The organism is Pseudomonas siliginis (assembly GCF_019145195.1).
GTDB classification, from domain to species: domain Bacteria; phylum Pseudomonadota; class Gammaproteobacteria; order Pseudomonadales; family Pseudomonadaceae; genus Aquipseudomonas; species Aquipseudomonas siliginis.
Window position 1 is genome coordinate 62,813 of the sequence record NZ_JAHSTW010000008.1, and the last position, 26,251, is coordinate 89,063.

At 60.3% G+C, this 26,251-nt stretch carries 21 protein-coding genes; 13 read left to right on the forward strand and 8 right to left on the reverse strand.

Annotation, left to right across the window (positions count from 1 at the left end):
- Positions 1 to 7 precede the first annotated feature (7 nt).
- Positions 8 to 1,720, forward strand: coding sequence for a cation:proton antiporter (locus KVG87_RS16680; RefSeq protein WP_076563710.1), 1,713 nt, complete (start codon positions 8 to 10; stop codon positions 1,718 to 1,720).
- On the opposite strand, the gene KVG87_RS16685 is transcribed toward KVG87_RS16680, so the two are convergent.
- Complete coding sequence (locus tag KVG87_RS16685) at positions 1,717 to 2,925, reverse strand: ammonium transporter (RefSeq protein WP_041478438.1); 1,209 nt, start codon at positions 2,923 to 2,925, stop codon at positions 1,717 to 1,719. The genes KVG87_RS16680 and KVG87_RS16685 overlap by 4 nt on opposite strands.
- Before the next feature lie 300 nt (positions 2,926 to 3,225).
- Here KVG87_RS16685 and KVG87_RS16690 point away from each other — a divergent pair, with 300 nt between their 5' ends.
- From KVG87_RS16690 to KVG87_RS16725, 8 genes are all read left to right on the forward strand, one after another.
- Positions 3,226 to 3,540, forward strand: coding sequence for an ElaB/YgaM/YqjD family protein (locus tag KVG87_RS16690; RefSeq protein WP_016770842.1), 315 nt, complete (start codon positions 3,226 to 3,228; stop codon positions 3,538 to 3,540).
- Between the two features lie 2 nt (positions 3,541 to 3,542).
- Entirely contained in the window at positions 3,543 to 3,929 is a 387-nt protein-coding gene (locus KVG87_RS16695) for a phage holin family protein (protein ID WP_008079909.1), read from the forward strand.
- Entirely contained in the window at positions 3,926 to 4,264 is a 339-nt protein-coding gene (locus KVG87_RS16700) for a hypothetical protein (RefSeq protein ID WP_217851655.1), read from the forward strand. The genes KVG87_RS16695 and KVG87_RS16700 overlap by 4 nt, the downstream gene beginning before the upstream one ends.
- 120 nt (positions 4,265 to 4,384) lie before the next feature.
- Positions 4,385 to 5,548, forward strand: coding sequence for an EAL domain-containing protein (locus tag KVG87_RS16705; protein ID WP_016770845.1), 1,164 nt, complete (start codon positions 4,385 to 4,387; stop codon positions 5,546 to 5,548).
- A 69-nt stretch (positions 5,549 to 5,617) separates the two neighbouring features.
- On the forward strand, positions 5,618 to 6,946 hold the full coding sequence (locus KVG87_RS16710) for a deoxyguanosinetriphosphate triphosphohydrolase (RefSeq protein ID WP_016770846.1): 1,329 nt from the start codon (positions 5,618 to 5,620) through the stop codon (positions 6,944 to 6,946).
- A 373-nt stretch (positions 6,947 to 7,319) separates the two neighbouring features.
- The gene (locus KVG87_RS16715) at positions 7,320 to 7,946 is read left to right on the forward strand and encodes a response regulator transcription factor (protein ID WP_041478434.1); all 627 of its coding nucleotides are present in this window, start codon (positions 7,320 to 7,322) and stop codon (positions 7,944 to 7,946) included.
- 8 nt (positions 7,947 to 7,954) lie between these two features.
- On the forward strand, positions 7,955 to 11,599 hold the full coding sequence (locus KVG87_RS16720) for a transporter substrate-binding domain-containing protein (RefSeq protein ID WP_217851657.1): 3,645 nt from the start codon (positions 7,955 to 7,957) through the stop codon (positions 11,597 to 11,599).
- Positions 11,600 to 11,648: 49 nt separating this feature from the next.
- Positions 11,649 to 14,594 (forward strand): HD domain-containing phosphohydrolase, encoded by a 2,946-nt coding sequence (locus KVG87_RS16725; RefSeq protein WP_217851659.1) that lies wholly within the window; start codon positions 11,649 to 11,651, stop codon positions 14,592 to 14,594.
- On the opposite strand, the gene KVG87_RS16730 is transcribed toward KVG87_RS16725, so the two are convergent.
- Positions 14,595 to 15,077: a GAF domain-containing protein gene (locus KVG87_RS16730; protein WP_217851661.1), complete on the reverse strand. Its 483-nt coding sequence runs from the start codon at positions 15,075 to 15,077 to the stop codon at positions 14,595 to 14,597.
- Positions 15,074 to 15,964: an ATP-binding protein gene (locus KVG87_RS16735; RefSeq protein ID WP_122507515.1), complete on the reverse strand. Its 891-nt coding sequence runs from the start codon at positions 15,962 to 15,964 to the stop codon at positions 15,074 to 15,076. The genes KVG87_RS16730 and KVG87_RS16735 overlap by 4 nt, the downstream gene beginning before the upstream one ends.
- A gap of 165 nt (positions 15,965 to 16,129) precedes the next feature.
- Between KVG87_RS16735 and KVG87_RS16740 the strand changes: the two genes are divergently transcribed.
- Positions 16,130 to 18,451, forward strand: coding sequence for a hybrid sensor histidine kinase/response regulator (locus tag KVG87_RS16740; RefSeq protein ID WP_217851663.1), 2,322 nt, complete (start codon positions 16,130 to 16,132; stop codon positions 18,449 to 18,451).
- Here the strand turns inward: KVG87_RS16740 and KVG87_RS16745 are convergent.
- From KVG87_RS16745 to msrB, 3 genes are all read right to left on the reverse strand, one after another.
- Positions 18,435 to 18,893: a MarR family winged helix-turn-helix transcriptional regulator gene (locus tag KVG87_RS16745; protein ID WP_217851665.1), complete on the reverse strand. Its 459-nt coding sequence runs from the start codon at positions 18,891 to 18,893 to the stop codon at positions 18,435 to 18,437. The two genes, KVG87_RS16740 and KVG87_RS16745, sit on opposite strands and share 17 nt — an antisense overlap.
- On the reverse strand, positions 18,890 to 19,375 hold the full coding sequence (locus KVG87_RS16750; RefSeq protein ID WP_133339387.1) for a glutathione peroxidase: 486 nt from the start codon (positions 19,373 to 19,375) through the stop codon (positions 18,890 to 18,892). Before KVG87_RS16750 ends, KVG87_RS16745 begins: the two co-directional genes overlap by 4 nt.
- A gap of 104 nt (positions 19,376 to 19,479) precedes the next feature.
- Entirely contained in the window at positions 19,480 to 19,875 is a 396-nt protein-coding gene (gene msrB, locus KVG87_RS16755; protein WP_217851667.1) for a peptide-methionine (R)-S-oxide reductase MsrB, read from the reverse strand.
- 224 nt (positions 19,876 to 20,099) lie between these two features.
- On the opposite strand from msrB, the gene KVG87_RS16760 reads away from it, so the two are divergent.
- Both KVG87_RS16760 and htpX read left to right on the forward strand, forming a co-directional pair.
- The gene (locus tag KVG87_RS16760) at positions 20,100 to 21,311 is read left to right on the forward strand and encodes a pyridoxal phosphate-dependent aminotransferase (protein WP_217851669.1); all 1,212 of its coding nucleotides are present in this window, start codon (positions 20,100 to 20,102) and stop codon (positions 21,309 to 21,311) included.
- Positions 21,312 to 21,613: 302 nt separating this feature from the next.
- Complete coding sequence (gene htpX / locus KVG87_RS16765) at positions 21,614 to 22,501, forward strand: protease HtpX (protein WP_007908619.1); 888 nt, start codon at positions 21,614 to 21,616, stop codon at positions 22,499 to 22,501.
- 172 nt (positions 22,502 to 22,673) lie between these two features.
- On the opposite strand, the gene KVG87_RS16770 is transcribed toward htpX, so the two are convergent.
- Positions 22,674 to 23,330 carry a thiopurine S-methyltransferase gene (locus tag KVG87_RS16770; RefSeq protein ID WP_217851671.1) on the reverse strand — a complete coding sequence of 219 codons (657 nt, stop codon included), beginning with the start codon at positions 23,328 to 23,330 and terminating at the stop codon, positions 22,674 to 22,676.
- Positions 23,331 to 23,433: 103 nt separating this feature from the next.
- Here KVG87_RS16770 and KVG87_RS16775 point away from each other — a divergent pair, with 103 nt between their 5' ends.
- Positions 23,434 to 24,201 carry a DODA-type extradiol aromatic ring-opening family dioxygenase gene (locus KVG87_RS16775; protein ID WP_217851673.1) on the forward strand — a complete coding sequence of 256 codons (768 nt, stop codon included), beginning with the start codon at positions 23,434 to 23,436 and terminating at the stop codon, positions 24,199 to 24,201.
- A gap of 106 nt (positions 24,202 to 24,307) precedes the next feature.
- Here KVG87_RS16775 and KVG87_RS16780 read toward each other — a convergent pair whose 3' ends face one another.
- Complete coding sequence (locus tag KVG87_RS16780) at positions 24,308 to 25,981, reverse strand: DEAD/DEAH box helicase (protein ID WP_016770859.1); 1,674 nt, start codon at positions 25,979 to 25,981, stop codon at positions 24,308 to 24,310.
- Positions 25,982 to 26,251: the final 270 nt, after the last annotated feature.

The window sequence follows — 26,251 nt, forward strand, 5'->3', positions numbered from 1 at the left end:
GTGTCCCGTGTTTGCAAATCTGTTGATCATCCTCGCCTCATCCCTGGTGGTGATTGCCCTGTTCCGGCGCCTGCGACTGCCGCCGGTACTGGGTTACCTGTGCGTGGGATTACTGGTCGGGCCGAACGCATTCGACTGGGTCAACGAGAGCGAACATCTGCCGGATGTCGCCGAGCTGGGCGTGGTGTTTCTGCTGTTTTCGCTGGGCCTGGAGTTCTCCCTGTCGAAGATGATTGCGCTGCGTCAGGTGGTGTTTCGCCTCGGCAGTCAGCAAGTGCTGATCAGCACAGCGTTGCTCGGCACACTGTTGATGGGCCTGGGTATGCCGCTGATGCCGGCGCTGTTGCTCGGTGCCGGTTTATCGCTGTCATCCACGGCGATCGTGACCAAGGAGCTGGGCAGCCTTGGTGAAGTGTTCAGCAGCCACGGCCAGAACGCGGTCGGCGTGCTGCTGTTTCAGGACGTTGTCGCGGTATTGCTGCTGACACTGGTTCCGGTGTTCGCCGGCACCAGCGAGCAGGCCTGGTATTGGGCCTTGCCGCTGACACTGGGCAAGACCTTGGTGCTGTTCTTCGGCCTGCTGCTCGCCAGTCGCTGGTTATTGCCACGGCTGTTTCATGAAGTGGCGGCCTCGCGTTCGGCGGAGCTGTTCGTCCTGCTGGCGCTGGTGATCGTGCTGCTGACTGCCTGGCTCACGCACTTGTTGGGGCTGTCGCCTGCACTCGGCGCTTTCCTTGCCGGCATGTTGCTCGGGGAAAGCCATTACCGGCACCAGATCGAAGCTGACATCCGGCCCTTTCGCGACATTCTGCTCGGCGTATTCTTCGTCAGCATCGGCATGCTGATCGACCTGCAACTGTTCGTCAGTCACAGCCTGTTGATCATCGGCCTGACGCTCGGCCTGATGCTGATCAAGGGCATCGTGGTCGCGCTGCTGGTGAAGTGGCGCGGCAGTGACAGCGAAACCGCATGGCGCAGCGGCCTCGCCCTGGCCCAGGGTGGCGAATTCTGTTTTGCCTTGATGGCGCAGATGCAGCAGAACAGCCTGTTGCCGGCCGAACCGGGTGCACTGCTGCTCGCGGCGACGTTCTGTTCGATGCTGCTCACGCCACTGCTGTTGCGTGCGGCGCCGCGCATTGCCGCCGTGCTGCACCGCAAGCCCAATCAGGAAGCGCAGATCGAACAGATCAGCGCGCTCAACGCCGACCTCGACCAGCACGTGGTGATCTGCGGCTACGGTCGCGTCGGCCAATCCATCGGCCGCTTCATGGGCAATGCGGGGCAAGCCTATGTTGCGCTGGACAACGATCCGGTGCGGGTGCAGGAAGCCGCATCCGCGGAAAGCGACGTGCATTACGGCGACTCGGCGCGTGGCGATCTGCTTACTGCGGTTGGCCTGTTGCGCGCCAGGCTGCTGGTGATTGCCGTAGATCAGAGCGACGTGGCGTTGCGCATTCTGCGCGAAGCCCGGCGACTCAACCGACAGGTGCCGATTCTGGTACGCACCCGTGACGACAGCCAATCGGCGGAACTCAGAGCCGCCGGCGCCACCGAGGTGGTGCCGGAGCTTTTGGAGTCGAGCCTGATGCTCGCTTCACATGCGCTGATCATGCTCGGCCTGCCCGCGCACAAAGTGCAGGAGAAGGTCGATCAAGTGCGCATCGATCGCTATCGCCTGCTCCACGGTTTCTATCCCGGAGCCAATGATGAGGAAATCTAGTCCTGACTCACCGCGCCGATCTTGTGCAGCGACAGGTCGGCGCCGTAATACTCTTGTTCCTGACTCAGGCGCAGCCCATGCAATGCCTTGATCGCGCCGTAGACGACGAAGCCGCCGACCAGCGCGACCGCGACGCCAAGCGCAGTGCCGATCAACTGGCTGATCAGGCTGACGCCGCCCAGGCCACCCAGCGCAGACTGACCGAAGATGCCGCAGGCAATCCCGCCCCACACGCCACACAAACCATGCAGCGGCCATACGCCCAGCACATCATCAATGCGCCATTTGACTTGCGCAGCGGTAAAGCACCAGACAAACAAGGCTCCGGCGATCGCGCCGGTTACCAGCGCACCGACCGGATGCATGAGGTCGGAGCCGGCGCAAATCGCCACCAGCCCGGCCAGCGGGCCGTTATGCAGAAAGCCCGGGTCATTGCGCCCAACGATCAACGCCGCGACGGTACCGCCGACCATGGCCATCAGCGAGTTGACCGCGACCAGGCCACTGACGCCTTGCAGCGTCTGCGCGCTCATCACGTTGAAGCCGAACCAGCCGACAATCAGGATCCACGAGCCCAGTGCGAGAAACGGAATGCTCGACGGCGCGAACGCGACCAGGCGCCCATCGCGGTAGCGACCATTGCGCGGGCCGAGCAGCAGAACAGCGGCCAACGCCAGCCAACCGCCCACGGCATGCACCACCACCGAGCCGGCGAAATCATGAAATGCCGCGCCAAACTGCGCCGCCAGCCAGCCTTGCAAGCCGAAGTTGCCGTTCCAGATCAGCCCTTCGAAAAACGGATAGATAAACGCTACGATCAGCGCCGTCGCGCACAACTGCGGGACGAAACGCGCGCGTTCGGCAATGCCGCCGGAAATGATCGCCGGGATCGCGGCAGCGAAAGTCAGCAGAAAGAAAAACTTCACCAGTCCATAGCCATGGTCAGCCGTGAGCACCGCCGCCGGTTGCATGAAGGTGACGCCATAGGAGATCCAATAGCCTATAAAGAAATAGGCCAGGGTCGACACGGCAAAGTCGCTGAGGATTTTCGCCAGCGCGTTGACCTGGTTCTTCTGCCGGACCGTGCCGACCTCCAGAAAGGCGAAACCGGCGTGCATCGCCAGTACCATCACCGCACCGATCAGAATGAACAACGTGTTGGAGCTGTGAACCAGCGTGTCCACAGCGCTTTGCAAATTTTCCATGAGGAGGCAGACCCAAGGCTAAAAGGCACCAAAGCGGTTCATGTGTGCATTTCATGCACCAAATTACGACTCATCAAATATCCAACGGCAGGGTTGATGAACTGGTTTGGCGCATATATCGATGTCTGATCACGAACCGCGAGCAAATGAATTAGAGTTTTCTGCTCGGACGCCCGGCAACAGCGCACATACGCCGAGCGACGCACCACGACACAGCAAAAGTTGTACCAGGCATTTGCACTGAACCTTCGCACAAGGCTCATACTCGAACGCTTCAAAGCCACCTACGGAGATCCACCCATGGCCAGCATCAAGGCAAAGACTGCTCAAGAAATCCTGATGAACGACTTCCAGACTCTGGTCGCCGACACCGAACGCTTGCTCGAACACACCAAGACCCTCGCGGGTGATCAGGCCGATGAGCTGCGTGCCCAGATTCATGACAGCCTGCTGCGTGCCCGGGAAACCCTGAAGGTGACCGAAGACACCCTGCGTGAGCGCGGTCAGGCGGCCGTAACCGCTACTGAAGACTATGTGTCGGCCAACCCATGGCAGTCGGTGGGCATCGCTGCCGGCGTCGGCTTTCTGATCGGCCTGCTGGCAACTCGGCGCTGATCATGTCGATCGGTGAATCCGGCCCGACTGCGGGCACCGCCTCCTCTACGCGTCGCCTCGGCGCTGCCGTTCTGGGCCTGCTGCACAGTCATGTCGAACTGTTCGGCATCGAGCTGCAGGAGCAGAAATCACGCACTGTCAGCCTGCTGCTGTTCGCCGGCCTGGCGCTGGTGTTTGCCCTGCTGTTGCTGGTAGGTCTGTCGACGTTGGTGATGATCATCTTCTGGGACACCTACCGCCTGGCGGCGATCATCGGCCTGTGCGTGTTTTACACGCTGGCGTCGATCTTCTGCGGTCTGCGCCTCAAAGCGGCGATTTTCGATGAGTCCTCGCCTTTCCACGGCACGCTCGAAGAGCTGGCCAACGACCGGGAGCGTCTGCTGCCATGAGCCTGCCTGAACTTCCGCACAACAGCTCACGCCGGGAAATGCGCAAGGCGCTGATCCGCCTGCGTATGGAAATGCATCGTCAGGAAATCCGCCACGAGACCGCGCAAGTGCTGCAACCGTTGCAGCGCATGCGTGGCATGAAGCAGAACGTGCAGGATGGTTTCGGCATCAAGCACGCGCCGTTGTGGGGCGTGGCGGCGGTGACGCTGCTGGGTTTCCTCACCGGCAAAGGCTCGAAACGCACCAGTGGTGGCGGTTTGACGCGACTGCTGCGTCTGGGCACGACGCTTGGGCCGCTGATCAGACTGGTCATGCACAGCTCGGGCAAACGCTGAAGCGCCCTTCTGGCTACATTCTTGCAGTAGCGCCGGGATGAATCTCCTTATCGGGAGATTCCATCCCGCGTGCCTATCCGGCAAGCGCGGCCAAACCAAAAACAAGATTAAGGACTTGCCGTGATCGACGGGCAACCGCTCGCCTGTTTTCAGCCTTTCATCGATACCGCCACCGGCCGCATTGCAGGCGTCGAAGCATTGGGCCGCCTGCGTCAGAGCGATGGTCAACTGACCTCGGTCGGACCGTTGTTCGCCGATCCGCGCACGCCGGCCACTGCCTTGCGCCGTCTCGATCGGCAGATCCGTGACCACGCCCTCAGCCGCCTGCATGAAGCGCCGGCCGAGTGGTTTCTCAGCCTGAACATGTCGCCACGCTGGATCAGCCGCCTGCGCGCCGATCAAGCGCTACCAAGTCTCAAGCAATTGGCGCGACACCAGGTTGATCCGCAGCGCATCGTATTTGAAATCACCGAACTGGGTGGTAACAGTGAACGCCTGGCCCACGTGGTCGGGCGCTACCGTGACGCAGGGGCGAGAATCGCCATTGATGATTTCGGCGCCGGCTATTCGCAGCTGGATCGGGTGCTGGCCCTGCAACCGGACATTCTCAAGCTCGACATGCGCCTGTTTCAAGCTGCGGCCCTCGGCGGACCGAGCAGCGATGTGGTCAAGGCTCTCGCCCAGATGGCCGAGAAAACCGGCTGCTGGATCATCGCTGAAGGCGTCGAAACCGAAGCACAGCTGAATTTCGCCCTGGAGTGCGGCTCGCGCTATGTGCAGGGATTTCTCTTCGCCCGAGCACAAGAAGAATTCTTCGCTACCGATGCCTTCGTCGCGCATTTCGCGCAATTGCGGCAACGCTACGTGAAGCAGAAACTCAGCGAGCGCGGAAGGCTGATGCAGATGCGTCAGCAGCTCAGCGAACTGATGGCGATTCTGCAGCAATGGGCGCAGGCCCGCGCCCCGCTCAGTGCGTTGCCGCAATTGCAGGCGTTTCCCTGGCTGCTGCGCTTTTATCAGTGCGACCGCCACGGCACGCAACTGACGCCCAACCTCGAATGGCGCCATGACGGCTGGTTTGCCGATGACCGCTATCTGGGGCACAACTGGTCGTGGCGACCGTATTTCTATCATCTGCTGGCCGAAGGCTGGGAAGAACGCCGCCTGACCCTGTCGAACACCTATCGCGATGCCACCAGCAACCAGTATTGCCTGACCGCCGGGCAGTTCTTCGATAACGGTGAACGGCTGTTGCTGATCGATATCGATGCGGCGGGTCTGTAGTTCCGCTTGCAGGCGCGCAGCCGAACCGGGAAGCTAGGGCGATCAGTCACCAGACGGAGAGATTCAGCCTTGGATTGGCCAACCCTGCTCAACCGCGAACGCCTCGGCAAGCCGCTGCACAGCCCGCAAGAACTCGGCCGCAGCCCTTTTCACAAAGACCATGACCGCATCATTTTCTCCGGGGCCTTCCGCCGCCTCGGGCGCAAGACCCAAGTGCATCCGGTCACCAGCAACGATCACATTCACACGCGCCTGACTCATTCGCTGGAAGTCAGTTGTGTCGGCCGTTCGCTGGGCATGCGTGTCGGTGAAACCTTGCGCAGCGCGCTGCCAGACTGGTGCGACCCGGCCGACCTCGGCATGGTGGTGCAGTCGGCCTGCCTGGCACATGACATCGGCAATCCGCCGTTCGGCCATTCCGGCGAAGACGCGATTCGCCATTGGTTTCAACAAGCCGCCGGGCGCGGCTGGCTCGATGGCATGAGCGAAGCCGAGCGTGGTGATTTCCTCAATTTCGAGGGCAATGCTCAAGGTTTTCGCGTGCTGACGCAGCTGGAATATCACCAGTTCGACGGCGGCACACGCCTGACCTACGCGACGCTGGGCACCTATCTGAAGTACCCGTGGACCGCGCGCCACGCCGACTCCCTCGGCTACAAGAAACACAAGTTCGGCTGCTACCAGAGCGAACTGCCGCTGCTCGAACAGATCGCTCACAAGCTCGGCCTGCCGCAAATCGAAGACCAGCGCTGGGCACGCCATCCATTGGTCTACTTGATGGAAGCCGCCGATGACATCTGCTATGCGCTGATCGATCTCGAAGACGGTCTGGAAATGGAGCTGCTCGAATATGCCGAAGTCGAGTCGTTGCTGCTCGGGCTGGTCGGTGACGACTTGCCGGAAACCTATCGCCAGCTCGGCCCGCAGGATTCCCGGCGGCGCAAACTGGCGATCCTGCGCGGCAAGGCCATCGAGCACCTGACCAACGCGGCAGCGCGGGCATTTGTCGAACAGCAGGATGCTCTGCTCGCCGGCACACTGCACGGCGATCTGGTCGAACACATGCACGGGCCGGCAAAGCGCTGCGTGTTGAACGCCAAGGACATCGCGCGCAAGAAGATCTTCCAGGACAAGCGCAAGACGCTGCATGAGATCGGCGCGTATACCACGCTGGAGATTCTGCTCAATTCGTTCTGCGGCGCCGCACTGGAACAACACAACGGCCGCACGCCATCGTTCAAGAGCCGGCGCATTCTCGATTTGCTTGGCAACAATGCGCCGGACCCTCAAGGTTCGCTGCACAGTTCGTTTCTGCGCATGATCGATTTCATCGCCGGCATGACCGACAGTTACGCCAGTGACATGGCACTGGAAATGACCGGGCGTTCAAGCCACTGAGTGTTGTGGGGTCAGCCGGTCATTGATCTGACCGGCTGACCACCATGAGAGTTTTCGCTGAATGCCCCTGCGAGCCAGGTGAGATTCAACTACGCTTGACCCATTAACCAGATCAAATAAACACCGCTAATTAAACGCAACTTTAAACATCGACAAATAATTGAATATCAATATTGGCCTTCGGATCATTTCAATCTTCGGCCAATTGATTGCTCGCCCTTCCTTACGCCGAACCTAATTTCAACGTAGTCTCTTTCCTCATTACGCGTAGGATTAATCCGATAACGTAGTCGCGACACTACCAGTCCATGCGAGTGCTCATGCATCTGAGCTAAGGTGCGCGCTTTATTCATGCTTGCATGGGACTCTATTTATGAACTCCGTTTTTATTGTGGACGATCATCCGGTCATCCGCCTCGCCGTGCGAATGCTCCTGGAACATGAAGGCTACAAGGTCGTCGGCGAGACCGATAACGGTGTCGATGCCATGCAGATGGTCCGTGAATGCATGCCCGACCTGGTCATTCTCGATATCAGCATCCCCAAGCTGGACGGCCTCGAAGTGCTGGCCCGCTTCAACACCATGGGTTCCAATTTCAAGATTCTGATTCTGACGGCGCAGTGTCCTACGCTGTTCGGCATTCGCTGCATGCAATCCGGTGCATCGGGATATGTCTGCAAGCAGGAAGACTTGAGCGAATTGGTCAGCGCAATCAAAGCGGTACTTTCCGGTTACAACTACTTCCCCAGTCAGGCACTTAATCCGGTGCGCAGCGATGACACTCGATATGCAGAACTTGAACTATTCAAATCCGTTAATGATCGCGAGCTGATGGTATTGCAGTTATTTGCACAAGGACGCACCAACAAGGAAATTGCCAAGGGCATGTTTCTAAGCAACAAAACCGTCAGCACCTACAAAAAGCGCCTGATGCAAAAACTCAAAGCCAGATCCCTTGTAGAACTTATCGAGATGGCCAAACGCAACGCACTCGTGTGAGACCCCACATGCCCAGCCGTCTGAAGGACTACCTGATCACCTTGAGCGCCGTTCTGTATCTGAGCGCCAATGCCTTCGCCTCGCCAAGCCCCTCACCCGACTATGCGTTGCTCAGCCGCTCGGCAACCGAGGCTGTCGGGATTGTCCTGCAACCGTCACAACGGCAATGGCTGCAGACTCGCAGCGAACTGAAACTGGGTACCTCCGCACCTGATTACCCGCCATTCGACATGACCGTCAGTGGCCAGGACTACGAGGGACTGACCGCCGATTACGCAGGGATTCTCGGTCAGGCCACCGGTTTGCCGATTCGCGTGCAACGCTTTCCCTCGCGCGAGGCTGCCATTCGCGCCTTGATCGATGGCCAGATCGACCTGCTTGGCACAGCCAACGGCTACGAAGCAGGCAATGCCAATCTCGCCCTCTCCACACCTTACGCGGTCGATCAGCCGGTACTGGTGACCCGCGAAGATGAAACCCGCTCGCTAACCGAAGGCCTGGCCGGGCTGCGTCTGAGCATGGTGTATCACTATTTGCCGCTGCCCGAGATCAAGGCGCTGTATCCCAAAGCGCTGATCACCTGCTATCCGTCCTATCAGAACGCAATCAACGCGGTGGCCTTCGATCAGGCCGATGTGTTTCTCGGCGACACCCTCTCCACCCATTACATGATCAACAAGGGATATCTCAACAACGTCCGCATGGCCAACTTCGGCAAGCAGGAAGCCCATGGCTTCAGCTTCGCCGTGCGGCGCAGCAATCCGCAGTTGCTGGGCATCATCGACACAGTGCTCGCAGCGATCCCGCGCAGCCAGCGCGATGACATCGCCAAACGCTGGAGCGCCGGCAGCGACCTGCTGCTCACCGACAGCAAACTCCAGCTGACGGATCGTGAGGAGAACTGGCTCAAGCAGCATCCCGTCGTCAGCGTAGTGGTCAATGAAGCGTACGCACCGTTGACCTTCTTCGACAGCGCCGGCAATTTTCGCGGCATCAGCGCCGATCTTCTAGAACTGATTCGCTTGCGTACGGGCCTGCGTTTCGAGATTCAGCGCAGCCGCAACGATGCGGAAATGATCAGGCAGATCGACAATCACAAGGCCGATCTGATTGCCGCCCTGCTGCCCAGCGCCGAACGTGAAAAAAACCTGAGTTTCAGTCGTCCCTATCTGGAAAATTCCTACGTGCTGCTGACCCGCAAAAGCGCCGACAGCCCGACCAACCTGGCCCAGCTCAAAGGCAAGCGTCTGGCGATCGCCCAAGGCAATCCGCTGGTCGCCTACTTGCATGAGAATTTTCCGGGCATCGAACTGATCGAAACCCCCGACACCTTCAGCGCCGTGTCGATGCTGGCCGACAATCACGTCGACGGCGCGGTGAACTCGCTGGTGATCGCCAACTATTTCATCTCATCGCGCATATTCGATCGGCCACTGCAAATCACCACCACGATCGGCACCAGTCAGGCAGCCTTCTCGCTGGCGACCGCCCGTGACAACACCGAACTGGCCTCGATCATCAACAAGGCGCTGCTGAGCATCGCTCCCGAGGAGCTCGGCGTGATCAACGGCCGCTGGCGCGGTTACTCCACGGCATCACAGAACATCTGGCAAAACTACCAGCGGCTGTTCTATCAAGTAGTCGCGGCCGCCGGCCTGATCCTGCTGCTGTTGTTGACCTGGAACGCCTACATGCGCCACCAGATCAAGCAACGTCAGGCTGCCGAACGCGCGCTGAACGATCAACTGGAGTTCATGCGCTCGCTGGTCAACGGCACACCACACCCGATTTACGTGCGAGATCGCCAGGGGCTGCTGCAAAGTTGCAACGACAGTTATCTCGAAGCGTTCAACGCCAGACGCGAGGACATCATCGGCAAAGGCGTCGTGCAAGGCACTCTGAGCAATGCGTTCGAGGCCGAGGCGTTCCAGGCCGATTACCAGAGAGTCATTGCCGAAGGCATTCCCTTGATACTCGACCGGCCTCTGCACATCGGCAGCCGCCGCCTGACGATTTACCACTGGATACTTCCCTACCGCGACTCCAGCGGTGCCGTCCAGGGCATCATTGGCGGCTGGATCGATATCAGTGAACGCCGCCAATTGTTTGAAAAACTGCGTGCGGCCAAAGAACAGGCAGACGAGGCGAACCGGGCCAAAAGTACCTTCCTGGCAACCATGAGCCACGAGATCCGTACACCGATGAACGCCGTGATTGGCATGCTCGAACTGACCCTGCGACGCATCGATCCGCAGCACCCCGATCGCGCTTCGATCGACACGGCCTACCATTCGGCCAAGGATCTGCTCGGGCTGATCGGCGATATTCTCGACATCGCCCGCATTGAGTCCGGCCGTCTGAGCCTGTCCCCGGAATGGATCAATCTGGTCGACACGGTGACCTCCGTTGCGCGTATCTTCGACGGCCTCGCGCGGCAGAAAAACCTTGCCTTGCAAGTCGTCTTCAACCCGCCGCACCCGGCTGTGGATGTGCATCTGGATCCGCTGCGCTTCAAGCAGGTGCTGTCCAACCTGGTCAGCAACGCTATCAAGTTCACCGAAAGCGGCCACGTGCGGATCACCCTCGACCTGATCCCGGCAGACGCTGCTGGTCGAACATTGATGCAACTGACCGTGCAGGACAGCGGCTCAGGCATCAGCGCCGAAGATCAACAGCGCTTGTTCGAACCTTTCTCGCAGGCGGATAACGGCAGTAGGCAGGCAAAAAACGGCGCTGGCCTGGGGCTGGTCATCAGTCGCAACCTGTGCGAAATGATGGGCGGACAACTGCAGTTGAGCAGCCAGCCCGGCATCGGCACTCAGGTGTGCATATCGCTGCCGCTGGACAGCCTGCCGGCAAAGGCGAATCCGCCGAAAAGCGAACCGTTGATCAAGCCTGCGACAACGCCGTTACATGTCCTGGTTGTCGACGACCATCCGGCCAACCGTTTGCTCATGTGTCAGCAACTGGAGTTTCTCGGTCATCGCTTCAGCATTGCCGAAGATGGCTGCAGCGGCCTTGAGCGGTGGAAGGCCGATCATTTCGATCTGGTGATCGTCGACTGCAACATGCCCTTGATGAACGGCTACGAGATGACCCGTGGGATTCGCCAGCTTGAACTGCAAAACCATCGCCCGCCGTGCACCGTGCTGGGTTTCACCGCCAATGCCCAGCCCGAAGAAGTCCAGCGCTGCAAGCTCGCCGGCATGAACGACTGCCTGTTCAAACCGTTGAGTCTGACCCTGCTCGGACAATGGATCGACGGCATCACGCCGGCATCACCGGCCTCAGTGTTCGACCTGCAAAGTCTGAGCTTGCTGACCGGCAACAACCCAGCGCAGACCCGACGCATGCTGGTGGAGCTGCTCAAGAGCAGCCGCCTCGACCGCGAGGAACTGCTCAGGCTGTCGCCCGAGGATGATCGCGAAGCGCTGGCAGTGGTTGCGCACAAGATCAAGGGCGCAGCCCGCATCGCGCAGGCCTCGCGGTTGATCGAATGCTGCGATGAGCTCGAGGACGCCTGCCAGCGAGCGCTCGCGTCACAGGAGATTGCCCGTCGCTGGGCGGCAACCAGCCAGGCGATGCTCGAACTGGCGCAGGCCCTGCAACAGCAATTGACCCTGGCCGATCAAGGCACAGTAAGCGAGTCTTAACTATGCTTGGACGCTGAGCAGTGAGTTAAACATTCATGGAGAGCCTGCAATGCACAGCCCACTGCGCCCCGAGCAACGCCGGTTGCCGCTGCACGTGCACATCAGCGTCATGTTCACCTTTCTTTTATTGCTCACGGGCGTGGTGCTGGGCCTGTTCAATTACCACCAGACCACGCAGATCATCCTGTCGAGCAGCGAAAAGCTGTTTGACCGCATCGAGCAGGATGTACGCCTCGATTTGCAGGCAACCTATCAACCGATCCGCAACCTGCTGAGCCTGCTGGCGGATACCCCGGCGGCCCAGGCGAGTGATCTGCAACAACGCCTGCCGTTGCTCAAACCCTTCAGCCAGTCGCTCACCGATAACCCGGCGCTGGCGTCGCTGTATCTGGGTTATACCAATGGTGATTTCTTCATGGTGCGCGCGCTGCGCACTCCGGCTCTGAAGGCACAGCTTCAGGCGCCGGAAGCGGCGGCCTATCAGGTCTGGAGCATCGAGCATGCTCCACAAGGCGCCGTACGCTCGCAATCATTGTTCTTTGATCAGGCCCTGACACCGATCAACCGCCGCGAGCATCCCCAAGAGCCGTACGATCCGCGCAGCCGGACCTGGTTCAGCGGCGCCCTGCAACAGGCCGGGCAAATCACCACCGAGCCCTATGTATTTTTCTCGACCCACAATGTCGGCACCACGCTGGCCCGGCGCAGCGGCGAGAACGCGGTGATCGGCGCCGATCTGACCCTCGCTTCGCTGTCGACCGCCCTGGGCAAGCACCGGGTAACGCCTTCGACAGAGATCGCGCTGTACGACACCGACGGCAACGCCGTGGCTTACCCTGACAGCCATCGCCTGATCGTCGATGACCGCACTGCGCGTCTGGCCAGAGCGGCCGATCTCAGCCCTGAGCTGAACGCGCTGCTCAGCTCCGACACTATCGGCAAGCGTCTGCAAGTAAACGACCGGCAATGGATCGTCGCGCGCACCAGCATTGAGGAAGGCGGGCCGAAAGGTCTGCAACTGGCGCTGCTGGTGCCGGAAGACGAATTACTGGTGGATGCGTTCCGGATGCGCTGGCAAGGCGCGCTGATCACCCTGGCCATCCTGTTGCTGTGCCTGCCATTGGGCTGGGTGATTTCGCGGATTCTGGTCAAGCCGCTGCATGCCCTGGTCAAGGAAGCCGACGCGATCCGCAGCTTCGACTTCAGTTCTCCGCTGGCGCGCCGCTCGCCCGTACTGGAAGTCGATCAATTAAGCCTGTCGATGGCGCGGATGAAAGAAACCCTGGGCAGTTTCTTCCGCATCACTGACAGCCTGTGCGCCGAAACCCGCTTCGCCCCGCTGCTCGAACGCGTGCTGTTCGAAACCGTGCAGATCGCTCAGGCGCAGGCCGGTCTGATCTACCTGCGCGAAGCCGACGGCGCGCGCATGGAACCTTATGGACTGGTGATTGATGGCGTGCCGCAGAAGCTGGAGGCGTTTGACATTCAGGGACGCGAGCTGCATAAAAACACTGGCCCGGCGTGGTTCGAGCAACTGGCCAGCGCCAACAATACCGTCAGCCATCTGGGCTTTGATCAGGCCGGCGACTTGCAGAAAATCCTCTTGGCCATGGAATCACCGCGCATTCACCTGATCGGCATCCGCTTGCACAACCAGCACAATGAAACCATCGGCCTGCTGGTTCTGCTGGTCAATGACAGCGGCGCGCCGGGCGATCTGGAAAAGCTGCGCCCCGACCGTATCGCCTTCTTGCAGGCGGTGTCCGGCGCGGCGGCGGTGAGCATCGAAAGTCAGCGTCTGCAAGCGCGGCAGAAACAACTGCTCGACGCCTTCATCCAACTGCTCGCCAGCGCGATCGATGCCAAGAGCCCCTACACCGGCGGCCATTGCCAGCGAGTGCCGGAATTGACGCTGATGCTCGCCCAGGCTGCTGCGGCAAGCCAGGACCCGGCGTTCAGCGCTTACCAACCGAGCGAGGATGAATGGGAGGCGTTGCACATCGCAGCGTGGCTGCACGATTGCGGCAAGGTCACGACGCCGGAATACGTGGTCGACAAAGCCACCAAACTCGAGACCATCAACGACCGCATCCACGAAATCCGCACCCGCTTCGAAGTGCTCAAGCGTGACGTGTGGATCAACTACTGGCAGACGCTGGCAGGCGGTGCAGACGAAGCGGCGCTGGCCCGCGCCCGTGATAGTGAGTTGCTGATGCTCGACGACGACTTCGCCTTTGTCGCCCGCTGCAATCTCGGTGGCGAGGCCATGGCCGAGGCCGACCTGCAACGCCTCGAACGAGTGGCGCAACGCAGATGGCTGCGCACACTTGATGATCGCCTCGGTGTGTCATGGGAAGAAAACCGCCGCCAGGCGAAAACCCCTGCGCCGCTGCTGCCCGTCAGTGAAAGTCTGTTGGCCGACAAACCCGAGCATCTGATCGAACGCGACAAGAGCGAGCTGATCCCCGAGGACAACCCCTGGGGCTTCAAACTCGATGTGCCCGCGTACAAGTACAACCGCGGCGAGTTGTACAACCTGAAGATCGCCCGCGGCACGCTGACCCGTGAAGAGCGCTACATCATCAACCATCACATGGTGCAGACGATCATGATGCTCAGCCACCTGCCCTTCCCCGGTCACCTGGACAGCATTGCCGAGATCGCCGGCGGCCATCATGAAAAAATGGACGGCACCGGGTATCCGAAACGGCTGAAGCGCGAGGAAATGAGCCTGCCGGCGAGGATGATGGCGATTGCCGATATTTTCGAAGCGCTGACTGCCGCCGATCGCCCTTACAAGAAAGCCAAGTCGCTGAGCGAGGCGCTGGGGATCATGGCGACCATGTGCCGTGAAGCGCACATCGATGCGCCGCTGTTCGGCCTGTTCATCAACGAAGGGGTGTACATGCAGTACGCAACGCGGTTTCTCGATCCCGCGCAAATCGACAGCGTGGATACGGCCAGCCTGTTGCACAAGGCTGGCCTCGGTGGTTGATCAGCAGTCGGTCAGGCGCAGGAAAATCGCCGCCAGTTGTTCGATGCCGGCCTGATCTTCGGCGCCGAAACGCGCCAGCGTCGGGCTGTCGAGGTCGAGCACGCCGATCAGGCGTCCGTCCTTGACCAAGGGCACCACCAGTTCGCTGTTGGAAGCGCTGTCGCAGGCAATGTGGCCCGGGAAGGCATGTACATCCTCAACGCGCTGGGTTTGCAGGCTGGCAGCAGCGGCGCCGCAAACACCGCGCCCGAACGGAATGCGCACGCAAGCGATCTGGCCCTGAAACGGGCCGAGCACCAGCTCTTCGTTACGATTGAGGTAGAAACCGGCCCAGTTCAGATCATCGAGCTGGTTGAACAGGAATGCGGAAAACTGCGCGGCATTGGCGATGAAGTCGCGTTCGTCCGCCAGTAGCGATTCCAGTTGCGCGGCCAACATACCGTAGCCTTCGAGGCCCTGGCCGCTTTGTTGCAAATCAATCATGCCTTGTGCTCCAGCAATTTCAGTCCCACCCAGTAGCGGGCGAATTGATACGCGCAACGTCCGTTGCGATTACCGCGGCCGGTGGCCCAGCGCACGGCGAGGATGTCCAGTGCTTCGTCGCGCTGCCAGCTCAGGCCGGCCTTGGCGGCCAACTGGCCGATCCAGTGCTCGACGACGTTGAGAAAATGTTCCTGGGTAAACGGGTAGAACGACAGCCACAGGCCGAAACGATCCGACAGGGCGATTTTGTCTTCCACCGCTTCGCTCGGGTGCAGTTCGCCGTCGACGCGCTTCCAGTTTTCGTTGTCGCTTTCCTTTTCCGGCACCAGGTGGCGGCGGTTGGAAGTGGCGTACAGCAAGACGTTGTCGGGTGCCTGCTCGAGCGAACCGTCAAGCACGCTTTTCAGCACGCGGTAGTCGCCTTCGCCGGATTCGAACGACAGGTCATCGCAGAACAGCACGAAACGTTGCGGCAATTTGGCGACTTGCTCGACCACGCGTGGCAGGTCAGCCAGGTGATCGCGTTCGATCTCGATCAGACGCAGGCCGGCATCGGCGTGCTCGGCCAGCAACGCACGCACCAGCGAAGACTTGCCGGTACCGCGCGAACCCCAGAGCAAGGCGTGGTTGGCCGGCATGCCATCAAGAAATTGTTGTGTGTTGCGCCCCAACTGCTCCAGCTGACGGTCTACGCCGATCAGGTCGGACAGACGCATGTCGAGGCTGACTTCCAGCGGCAACAGGTAGCCGCTGCGCCCGTCACGCTGCCAGCGCGCTGCCAGGCATGTGTTCCAGTCAATGACGGGGCGCGGTGCCGGCAACAGTGGTTCGATTCGCGCCAGGACCGACTCGGCGCGTTCAAGAAAAGCATTCAATCGGGAATCCACGTCTTCTCCTCGGGCACTTTCACAGTGATGATGACGATCCAGCGACGACACACAGATAAAATCGCCTCAGCAAGCCTTGTTACAAGGCGATTCGGGAACCTCGGTATCCCTGCATGATCGACTATGCTTGAGCAGCGAAGGGAAACGGAAGTGGTTCAACAACCCATGGATATCAAATTCACCCACCGGCTGTCTTACAAGCAAGCCAGACTTACCGTGCTGGTCGGGTTCATTCTGGGCACCCTGCTCAGTCTGCTGCAGATCGGCATCGATTATGCCAGCGAAGACGCTTCCATCAACCGTGAAATCCTCGCGCTGCTGGAAATCAGCCACAATCCGGCCTCGCGCATCGCCTATAACATCGACGCCGAACTGGCGCAGGAGCTCACCCTCGGCCTGCTGCGCTCGCCGGCGATCATCGCCGCGCAACTGATCGACAACAACGAGACCGTGCTGGCCAACGTCAAACGCCCGGAACTGCAGAGCAGCTATCGGCTGATCAGCGACTTCCTGTTCGGCGCCAAGCGTCATTTCGAAGATCGCCTGTACCTCGACCATTTGCCCAACGAATCCCTCGGCGTCCTCAAACTGGAAGTCGACACTTACGCCTTTGGCAGCCGCTTCTTGCGCCGCGCGGAAGTCACCCTGCTCAACGGTTTCGCCCGCAGCCTGCTGCTGACCGGGATCCTCCTGGCGCTGTTCTACGTCATGCTGACCAAACCACTGGTGCGGGTCATCCGTGAACTCAGTGGCCGCGACCCGCGCAGCGCGGAGCCAACCACGCTCGAGTGCCCCGCCGGCCACGGCAACGATGAGATCGGCGTGCTGGTCAAAGTCGCCAATCAGCAGTTCGAGAACATCGCCACCGAAATCCAGCAACGGCGCACCGCGGAAAACCGCCTGACCGAATACCTCGCGCAACTGGAAGACATCGTCTCGGCGCGCACCGCCGAACTCAAGGCAATCAACGCCCGCCTCAGTCAATCCAACGAAGAGCTCGAAGTGGCCCGCCGCACTGCGCTGGACATGGCCGAAGCGCGTTCGGCGTTTCTGGCCAATATGAGCCATGAAATCCGCACGCCACTCAACGGTTTGCTGGGGATGATCGCGCTGTCGCTGGATGGCCCGCTCAACGCCGAGCAGCAGCAACAACTGTCAATCGCCCACGACTCGGGCAAGGTGCTGGTGGAACTGCTCAACGATATTCTCGACCTGTCGAAATTCGACGCCGGGCAACTGGAGCTGGAAAACATCCCGTTCGACCTCGGCTCGCTGATCGAAGACACCGCCAACCTGCTCTCGCAGAACGCCGCGCCAAGCGTCGAGCTGACCTGTCTGATCGAACCGCACTTCCCGGCGCTGGTGCTGGGCGACCCGACCCGGGTGCGGCAGATCGTCAGCAACCTGCTGTCCAACGCGCTGAAATTCACCCGTTTCGGTCGGGTCGATGTGCGCCTGTCGGCACACAAGGGTGGCGTGCGCATCGAAGTCTGCGACACCGGCATCGGCATCGCCCAGGAAGCGCAGGTGAAAATCTTCCAGCCGTTCACCCAGGCCGGCGCCGGTATCACCCGTCAGTACGGCGGCACCGGGCTGGGGCTCGCGCTGACTTACAACCTGTGCGAAGCGATGCAGGGTCGGCTGACCATCAGTTCCGAAAGCGGCTTCGGCAGCCAGTTCTGCGCCGAACTGCCACTGCCCTCTCACACCCGCGCGCTGCCGCCGATACCGTTACGCGGCAAGGTTCTCGCCATCACCGCTGCCAGCAGTGGTCTGGCGGAATTGCTGAAAAGCCTGTTGCCGGTGTGGGGCCTGGAATACACGCAGCGCACTATTGATGATTCGCTGCTGGGCCTGAATCCGGATGTGCTGATCACCGATTGTCCGGAATGCCTGTTCGGTCTGCGCCCGAGCATCACCGCGCCGATCCTGCTGGTGACTGCTTATGGCAGTTTTCTGCCCAGCGAAGAAGCCGCCGCCCTCGCCCCCTTGCAGCAGCAAGCCCGGCCGCTGGCGCGCAACGCGCTGTACCAGCATCTGCGACGGATTCTGCAACCGGACGCCGCCACCCTCAACGAAGCACAAGCAGACGCCTTGCCGTCCGCGCGCCGGGGCAAGGTGCTGCTGGTCGAGGACAACCCGGTCAATCAACTGGTCGCCAAAGGCATGCTCGGCAAGCTTGGCTGCGATGTAGTGGTGGCAGGTCATGGCGCCGAGGCGCTGGATCAGCTGGAGTTTGCCGATTTCGATCTGGTGCTGATGGACTGCAATATGCCGGTGATGGATGGCTATGAAGCCAGTCGGCAGATTCGCCAGAGCGGGCGCTGGCCGAATCTGCCGATTGTCGCGCTGACCGCCAATGCCATGTCCGAGGAACGCGAACGCTGCCGCGCGGCGGGCATGAGTGACTATCTGGCCAAACCGTTTCGCCGCGAAGAACTCGCCGCGCTGCTCGATCAGTGGATGCCGACTACGCCAGCGCTTTGATTTGCCCGAGCAAGTGATCGAGGCCGGCGCGCAAATCATTAAGCCGGTCCAGATCAACGCCACTGTCGCAGAGCAGGCGCGCTTTCAGCGGACCGACCTGCTCGCGCAATGCGGCTCCGGCAGGCGTCAGGCTCAGATGCATCTCGCGTTCATCCCGCGCCGAGCGCCGACGCTGGACCAGATCGCTCTGCTCCAGACGTTTGAGCAAAGGCGTCAACGTCCCCGAGTCCAGGGCCAAGCGTTCGCCCAAGGCCTTGACCGTCGGTTGCTCCGGCGCAGCATCCTGCCATTCCCACAGCACCAGCATCGCCAGGTACTGCGGGTAGGTCAGGCCCAACTGATCGAGCATCGGCTTGTAGGCGCGAATCACCGCCCGCGAGGCCGCGTACAGCTTGAAGCACAACTGGCTGTCGAGCTTCAGCGAATCAACCGCCAGGCTCATTTCAGCAGAGCTTCGATCTCGCCGCTCAGGTCTTGCGGCTTGGTCGTCGGGGCGAAACGCTTGACCAACTGGCCATCCTTGCCGATCAGGAACTTGGTGAAATTCCACTTGATGCCCTGCGAGCCGAGCACGCCAGGGGCGCGCTTCTTCAACTGCACGAACAGCGGATGGGCATCGGCGCCGTTGACGTCGATTTTCTTGAACAGCGGGAAGCTGACGCCGAAATTCAGTTCGCAGAATTCGCTGATGGCGCCCTCATTGCCCGGCTCCTGCTTGCCGAACTGGTTGCACGGGAAACCCAACACCACCAGCCCCTGGTCCTTGTAGGTCTGCCAGAGTTCTTCGAGACCCTTGTATTGCGGAGTGAAGCCACACTTGCTCGCGGTATTGACCACCAGCACCGCTTTACCGGCGAAATCGGCCAAGGTCTTTTGCTCGCCCTTGATGGTGGTGCACGGGATATTCAGCAGGTTGTCGCTCATGGGTCGGCTCCGCAATGGTCAGGAAGGCGCAAACATAACGAGCAATTGAATTGTGCGCAATCTAATTGACCGATAAAAAGGCGACGCGATGTCGCCTGTTTCGGTTATTCCCGGGGCTCGAGATTCAGGCACACCGAGTTGATGCAATAACGCAGGCCGGTCGGTGGTGGGCCATCCGGGAACACGTGGCCCAAGTGCGCATCACAGCGCGCGCATTTCACTTCGGTGCGGATCATGCCGTGGCTGGTGTCGCGGATCTCAGCCATCGCGCTATCGCCGATCGGCGCGTAAAAGCTCGGCCAGCCGCAGCCGGAGTCGAATTTGGTCTTGGAGTCGAACAGCGGCTCGTTGCAGCAGACACAGTGGTAGACACCGTCGGTTTTGGTGTTGTTGTATTTGCCCGAGAACGGACGCTCGGTGGCACTCAGACGGCAGACGTTGTACTGCTCGGGGTCGAGCATGGCACGCCATTCTTCCAGGGTTTTCTGCAACTTTTCCATCATCACACCTCAGCGGCTGAAAAAGCCCGATCTGTACCTTTTCCACGGATCGGGCGGCACGTATGATTGCGCCTCGTCACGCGCCAGTCTGGCAGCCAGACCGGGCGCATTCAAACGGATTCTGAGCGCTAAAGCGCCAGACCTCCGCCTGTGCGAAGACGCAGCAATCCCAGTACGGTTGTCCATTTGCCGCCTGGATCGTTCATTTTCGGGATCACATCGCCATGCAGTTCAGCAAATCGAACAAGCTCGCCAACGTCTGCTATGACATTCGCGGCCCGGTGCTCAAGCACGCCAAACGACTGGAAGAGGAAGGCCAGCGCATCCTCAAGCTGAACATCGGCAACCCGGCGCCGTTTGGTTTCGAAGCGCCGGACGAAATCCTCCAGGACGTGATCCGCAACCTGCCGACCGCGCAAGGTTACAGCGACTCCAAAGGCCTGTTCAGCGCACGCAAGGCGGTGATGCAGTACTACCAGCAGAAGCAGGTTGAAGGTGTCGGCATCGAAGACATCTACTTGGGCAACGGTGTGTCCGAGCTGATCGTGATGTCGCTGCAGGCGCTGCTCAACAACGGCGACGAAGTGCTGGTGCCAGCCCCGGACTATCCGCTGTGGACCGCTGCCGTCAGCCTCGCTGGCGGTAACGCCGTGCATTATCTGTGCGACGAAGGTGCCGACTGGTTCCCGGATCTGGCCGACATCAAGGCCAAGATCACCCCGAACACCAAGGCCATGGTCATCATCAACCCGAACAACCCGACGGGTGCGGTGTATTCGAAGGAAGTGTTGCTGGGCATGCTGGAAATCGCACGTGCGCACAATCTGGTGGTGTTCTCCGACGAGATCTACGACAAGATTCTCTATGACGACGCGGTACATATCTGCGCTGCCTCGCTGGCGCCGGACCTGCTCTGCCTGACCTTCAACGGCCTGTCGAAATCCTACCGCGTGGCCGGTTTCCGCTCCGGCTGGATCGCCATCTCCGGGCCGAAACACAACGCGCAGAGCTACATCGAAGGCATCGACATGCTGGCCAACATGCGCCTGTGCGCCAACGTGCCGAGCCAGCACGCGATCCAGACCGCGCTGGGCGGCTACCAGAGCATCAACGATCTGGTGCTGCCGCAGGGTCGCCTGCTGGAGCAGCGCAATCGCACCTGGGAGTTGCTCAACGATATTCCCGGCGTCAGCTGCGTGAAGCCGATGGGCGCGTTGTACGCGTTCCCGAAAATCGACCCGAAGGTCTGCCCGATCCACAACGACGAGAAGTTCGTGCTTGATCTGCTGCTTTCCGAGAAGCTGCTGGTGGTCCAGGGCACGGCATTCAACTGGCCGTGGCCGGATCACTTCCGTGTGGTCACCCTGCCCCGCGTCGATGATCTGGAAATGGCCATCGGCCGCATCGGCAACTTCCTCAAGTCCTACCGCCAGTAATGGCCAGCAGTGCGCAACGGAATGGCTGTTGCGCACTGTCTGATTCAGCAACACATCTTTGTTCCGCGCCTTTGCAGCCCTTCTACACTTGCGATGCGAGCCGTACAGACGTGTCTGACCTAATGGCGGCGGGGCGAAAGGCTGTGTCATCCATGTCGGAATCGAGGGTGGGAATTTTCTTTTTGCTCAGGAAACCGCTGTAGGACACAGTTTGAAATAGTCACTCGGTTGAATAGGCCGGTGCCGCACCTTATATACCCCGCAGTACGCTACATCTTTAGCTTGAGGAGAGTTCTACAACCATGATGCGCATCCTGCTGTTTTTGGCCACTAACCTGGCGGTCGTGCTGATAGCCAGCATCACCCTGAGCCTGTTCGGCTTCAACGGGTTCATGGCGGCCAACGGGGTCGACCTCGACCTCAGTCAGCTGCTGGTCTTCTGTGCGGTCTTTGGTTTCGCCGGCTCGCTGTTCTCGCTGTTCATCTCCAAGTGGATGGCGAAGATGAGCACCGGTACGCAAATCATCAGCCAGCCACGCACTCGTCATGAGCAATGGCTGCTGCAAACGGTCGAGCAATTGTCCCGCGAAGCCGGGATCAAGATGCCTGAAGTCGGGATTTTCCCGGCCTACGAAGCGAATGCTTTCGCTACCGGCTGGAACAAGAACGACGCGCTGGTCGCGGTCAGCCAGGGCCTGCTCGAGCGATTCTCGCCCGATGAAGTGAAAGCCGTACTGGCCCACGAAATCGGTCACGTCGCCAACGGCGACATGGTCACGTTGGCGCTGATCCAGGGCGTGGTGAACACCTTTGTGATGTTCTTCGCGCGGATCATCGGCAACTTCGTCGACAAGGTCATCTTCAAGAACGAAGAAGGTCAGGGCATCGCCTACTACGTGGCGACCATCTTCGCCGAACTGGTGCTGGGCATCCTCGCCAGCGCAATCGTCATGTGGTTCTCGCGCAAGCGCGAATTCCGTGCCGACGAAGCCGGCGCCCGCCTGGCCGGTACCAGCGCGATGATTGGCGCTCTGCAACGTCTGCGTGCCGAACAGGGCCTGCCGGTGCACATGCCCGACACCCTGAACGCCTTCGGCATCAACGGTGGCATCAAACAAGGTTTCGCCCGCATGTTCATGAGCCACCCGCCGCTGGAAGAGCGGATTGACGCACTGCGTCGTCGCGGTTGATTTGATCGCAATAAGAAAGAAGGCCCGCAGCGATGCGGGCCTTTTTTTGTATCTTCAGATCATGCGTTGTCAGCAAAGTCCCATTCGCGAGCAGGCTCGCTCCCACCTTTGGAATGCATCCCACTGTGGGAGCGAGCCTGCTCGCGAAGACGCCGGAGCTGCTAACAGAAAACTATCTGGAAGAAACCCGATAAACCCGCTCCACCAACCACTCAACCCCGCCCTGCAGAAACTTCGGGCTCTCAGCCAGAATATCTCGCTCTTCCAGTTTCTCCACCTGCCAACCCTCGCCCAGCAACCGCTGCACCTCATCATCATTCACCGCAAACGGCGGTCCCGGGATCTGCGACTGATCGTAATCCAGGGTAATCACCAGCCCTTTCATTCCTGACGCCAGCAACTGCTGCAGATTTGCCGTGTAGCGCTGGCGCATCGCGTCCGGCAAGGCAATCAGCGCGGCGCGCTCATACAGCGCAGTACAATCTGCGACGTCCTCGGCCGTCAGCGCAAAAAAATCACCGCACCACAATTCGAACGCAACACTGCGATAAACCTTGAATGCGCCCTGCTCGCTGATCTGCGGCTGCAACTGATGTTCGCTGAAAAACTCCTCGACAGCCTTTTCCGCTAGCTCAACCCCAATCACCTGGTGTCCCTGCCCGGCAAGCCAGAGCAGATCCAGACTCTTCCCGCACAGCGGCACCAGCACGCGTGCTGACGGTGCAATCGCCAGCTCCGGCCAATAGCGCTGCAAATACGGGTTGGCCTCGGCCTGATGAAAGCCGATCTGGTTCGAATCCCATTTCTTGTACCAAAACTCAGGCTGCATGTATCACTCCCGAAAAACCGATGAAAAACCGCAGAAACTTATATTGGATTCAGATCGATGATCTGACTGAAGATGGTTCATCTTAGCGCTCAGGAGCCCGTCCATGTTGCCCAGCCTGTTTATCTCCCACGGTTCACCGATGCTGGCGCTGGAGCCCGGTGCCAGCGGCCCGGCACTGGCGCGACTGGCCGCCGAACTGCCGCGTCCCAAAGCCATCGTCATCGTCTCGGCGCACTGGGAAAGCCAGGAACTGCTGGTCAGCAGCCACTCACACCCGGAAACCTGGCACGACTTCGGCGGTTTCCCCCGTGCGCTGTTTGAAGTGCAGTACCCGGCACCGGGCAATCCGCAGCTGGCCGCCGAGGTGGCTCAACTGCTGAACGCCAATGACCTGCCGGCGCGGCTCGATCCGCAACGACCGTTCGATCATGGTGCTTGGGTGCCACTGTCTTTGATGTATCCGCAGGCCGATATTCCGGTGGTGCAAGTCTCGTTGCCGAGTCGCGGCGGACCGGCATTGCAGACGCGAGTTGGCCGTGCACTGGCGAGCCTGCGCGAACACGGCATTCTGTTGATCGGCTCCGGCAGCATCACCCACAACCTCCGGGAGCTAGATTGGCATGCCGGCCCGGAAAGCGTTGAACCGTGGGCGCGGGATTTCCGTGACTGGATGATCGACAAGCTGGCGGCCGACGATGAAACAGCGCTGCATGATTATCGCCAGCAGGCGCCGAATGCCGTGCGCAGTCACCCGAGTGATGAGCATTTGTTGCCGTTGTATTTTGCTCGCGGTGCTGGCGGGGTTTTCAGCGTGGCGCATCAGGGTTTCACGATGGGGGCGCTGGGTATGGATATTTATCGCTTCGGTTGAGGCCTTCGCGAGCAGGCTCGCTCCCGCAGTAGCCAAAGAACAGGCAAAAAAAATCCCCGAACCAGTCGGGGATTTTTTATGTTCGATCAATCAGCCCGAGGGCGGATCAATCTTCGCGGTAGCGACGCAGCTTGAGCTGCTTACCGGCCACGCGAGTGTCCTTCAGTTTGGTCAGGAGTTTTTCCAGACCTTCTTCCGGCAGCTCGACGAGGCTGAAGCTGTCACGCACCTGGATGCGACCGATCGCTTCACGGGCCAGACCGCCTTCGTTGAGGATGGCGCCCAGCAGGTTTTTCGCAGCGATACCGTCACGCGCACCCAGCGCGGTACGGCAACGAGCACGGCCTTCGCCCAAAGGCATTGGCGCACGACGCTCGCGGTCACCACGATCAGGACGATCACCGGAACGCTCAGGACGGTCGCCACGCGGTGCGTTGTTCGGCACCAGTGGACGTTCCTTCTCGATTGCGGCCAGGTTCAGCGCTTGACCATTGGTAGCTTTGCGCAGCAGCGCAGCAGCCAGAGCACGCGGGGTGCAACCGATGTCGGCGGTCAAGCGGTCGAGCAGCTCACCGTGAGTCGATTCGGCATCAGCAACCAGCGGCGAAAGGCTGTTGGTCAGTTTCTTGATGCGTGCATCGAGAACGGCTTGAGCGTCTGGCAGGCGTACTTCGGCAACTTTCTGACCAGTTACGCGCTCGATCACTTGCAGCATGCGGCGCTCACGTGGAGTCACCAGCAGCAGTGCACGACCTTCGCGACCGGCACGGCCGGTACGGCCGATACGGTGCACGTAGGACTCTGGGTCGTACGGCATGTCGACGTTGAACACGTGAGTGATGCGCGGAACGTCCAGACCACGGGCAGCAACGTCGGTCGCGACAACGATGTCCAGACGACCATCCTTCAGCGAGTCGATCACGCGCTCACGCTGGTTCTGGGCGATGTCACCGTTCAACGCGGCGGCTTTGTAGCCTTTGGCGTCGAGGGCGCTGGCCAGGTCCAGGGTCGCTTGCTTGGTACGCACGAACATGATCAGGGCGTCGAAGTCTTCGACTTCCAGCAGGCTGAGCACGGCCGAGGTTTTCTGGTCAGCGTGAACCAACAGGTGAGCCTGTTCGATCGCGGTAACGGTCTGGGTCTTGGTCTGGATCTTGACGTGTTGCGGATCGCGCAGGTGGCGTTCGGCAATGGCGCGGATCGACTGCGGCAGGGTCGCCGAGAACAGCACGGTCTGGCGGGTCGATGGCAGAGCCTTGAAGATGACTTCCAGGTCATCCATGAAGCCCAGCTTCAACATTTCGTCAGCTTCGTCGAGAACCAGATGGTTCACAGTCGACAGGACTTTTTCGTCGCGACGCAGGTGGTCGCACAGACGACCCGGAGTAGCGACAACAATCTGTGCGCCATTACGGATTGCCTTGAGTTGCGGGCCCATCGGCGCGCCGCCGTAGACAGCCACGACGGTGACGCCTGGCATTTGCTTGGCGTAGGTTTCAAAAGCGGTTGCTACTTGCAGCGCCAACTCTCGGGTTGGCGCCAGGATCAGGGCTTGCGGTTCGCGCTTGGCAGGATCGATGCGGTGCAGGATAGGCAGTGCGAACGCGGCGGTTTTACCGGTACCGGTTTGCGCCTGGCCAATCATGTCCTGGCCGGCCATGATGATCGGGATCGATTGCTGCTGAATCGCCGAAGGCTCTTCGTAGCCAGTCGCTGCGACGGCTGCAAGAATATTCGGGTTGAGATTAAAAGCGGCGAATCCGCCGGTTTCCTGGGTCATGGGTCTGCCTCTAAGTGCATCCGCAAAGACCCATGCTCCAAAGCTGCGCATGCCGTGTTGAGACTCAAGAGTCGCCCTGGCAGCTTTGTCGGCGGGGATTTGCGAAAACGAATGAATGAAGATGAATCGTCAAGGAAGAGCCCGCAATGCGGACGTGCAGCCGAAGCTGACTTCGGGAAATGCGCTACCTAAACGCGGCCCGGTTAAAGGCCGGCGCGCACTATACCGGATTTCGCCCGAAAAGGGAGCTTTTTTTGTGGCCCTTATCCG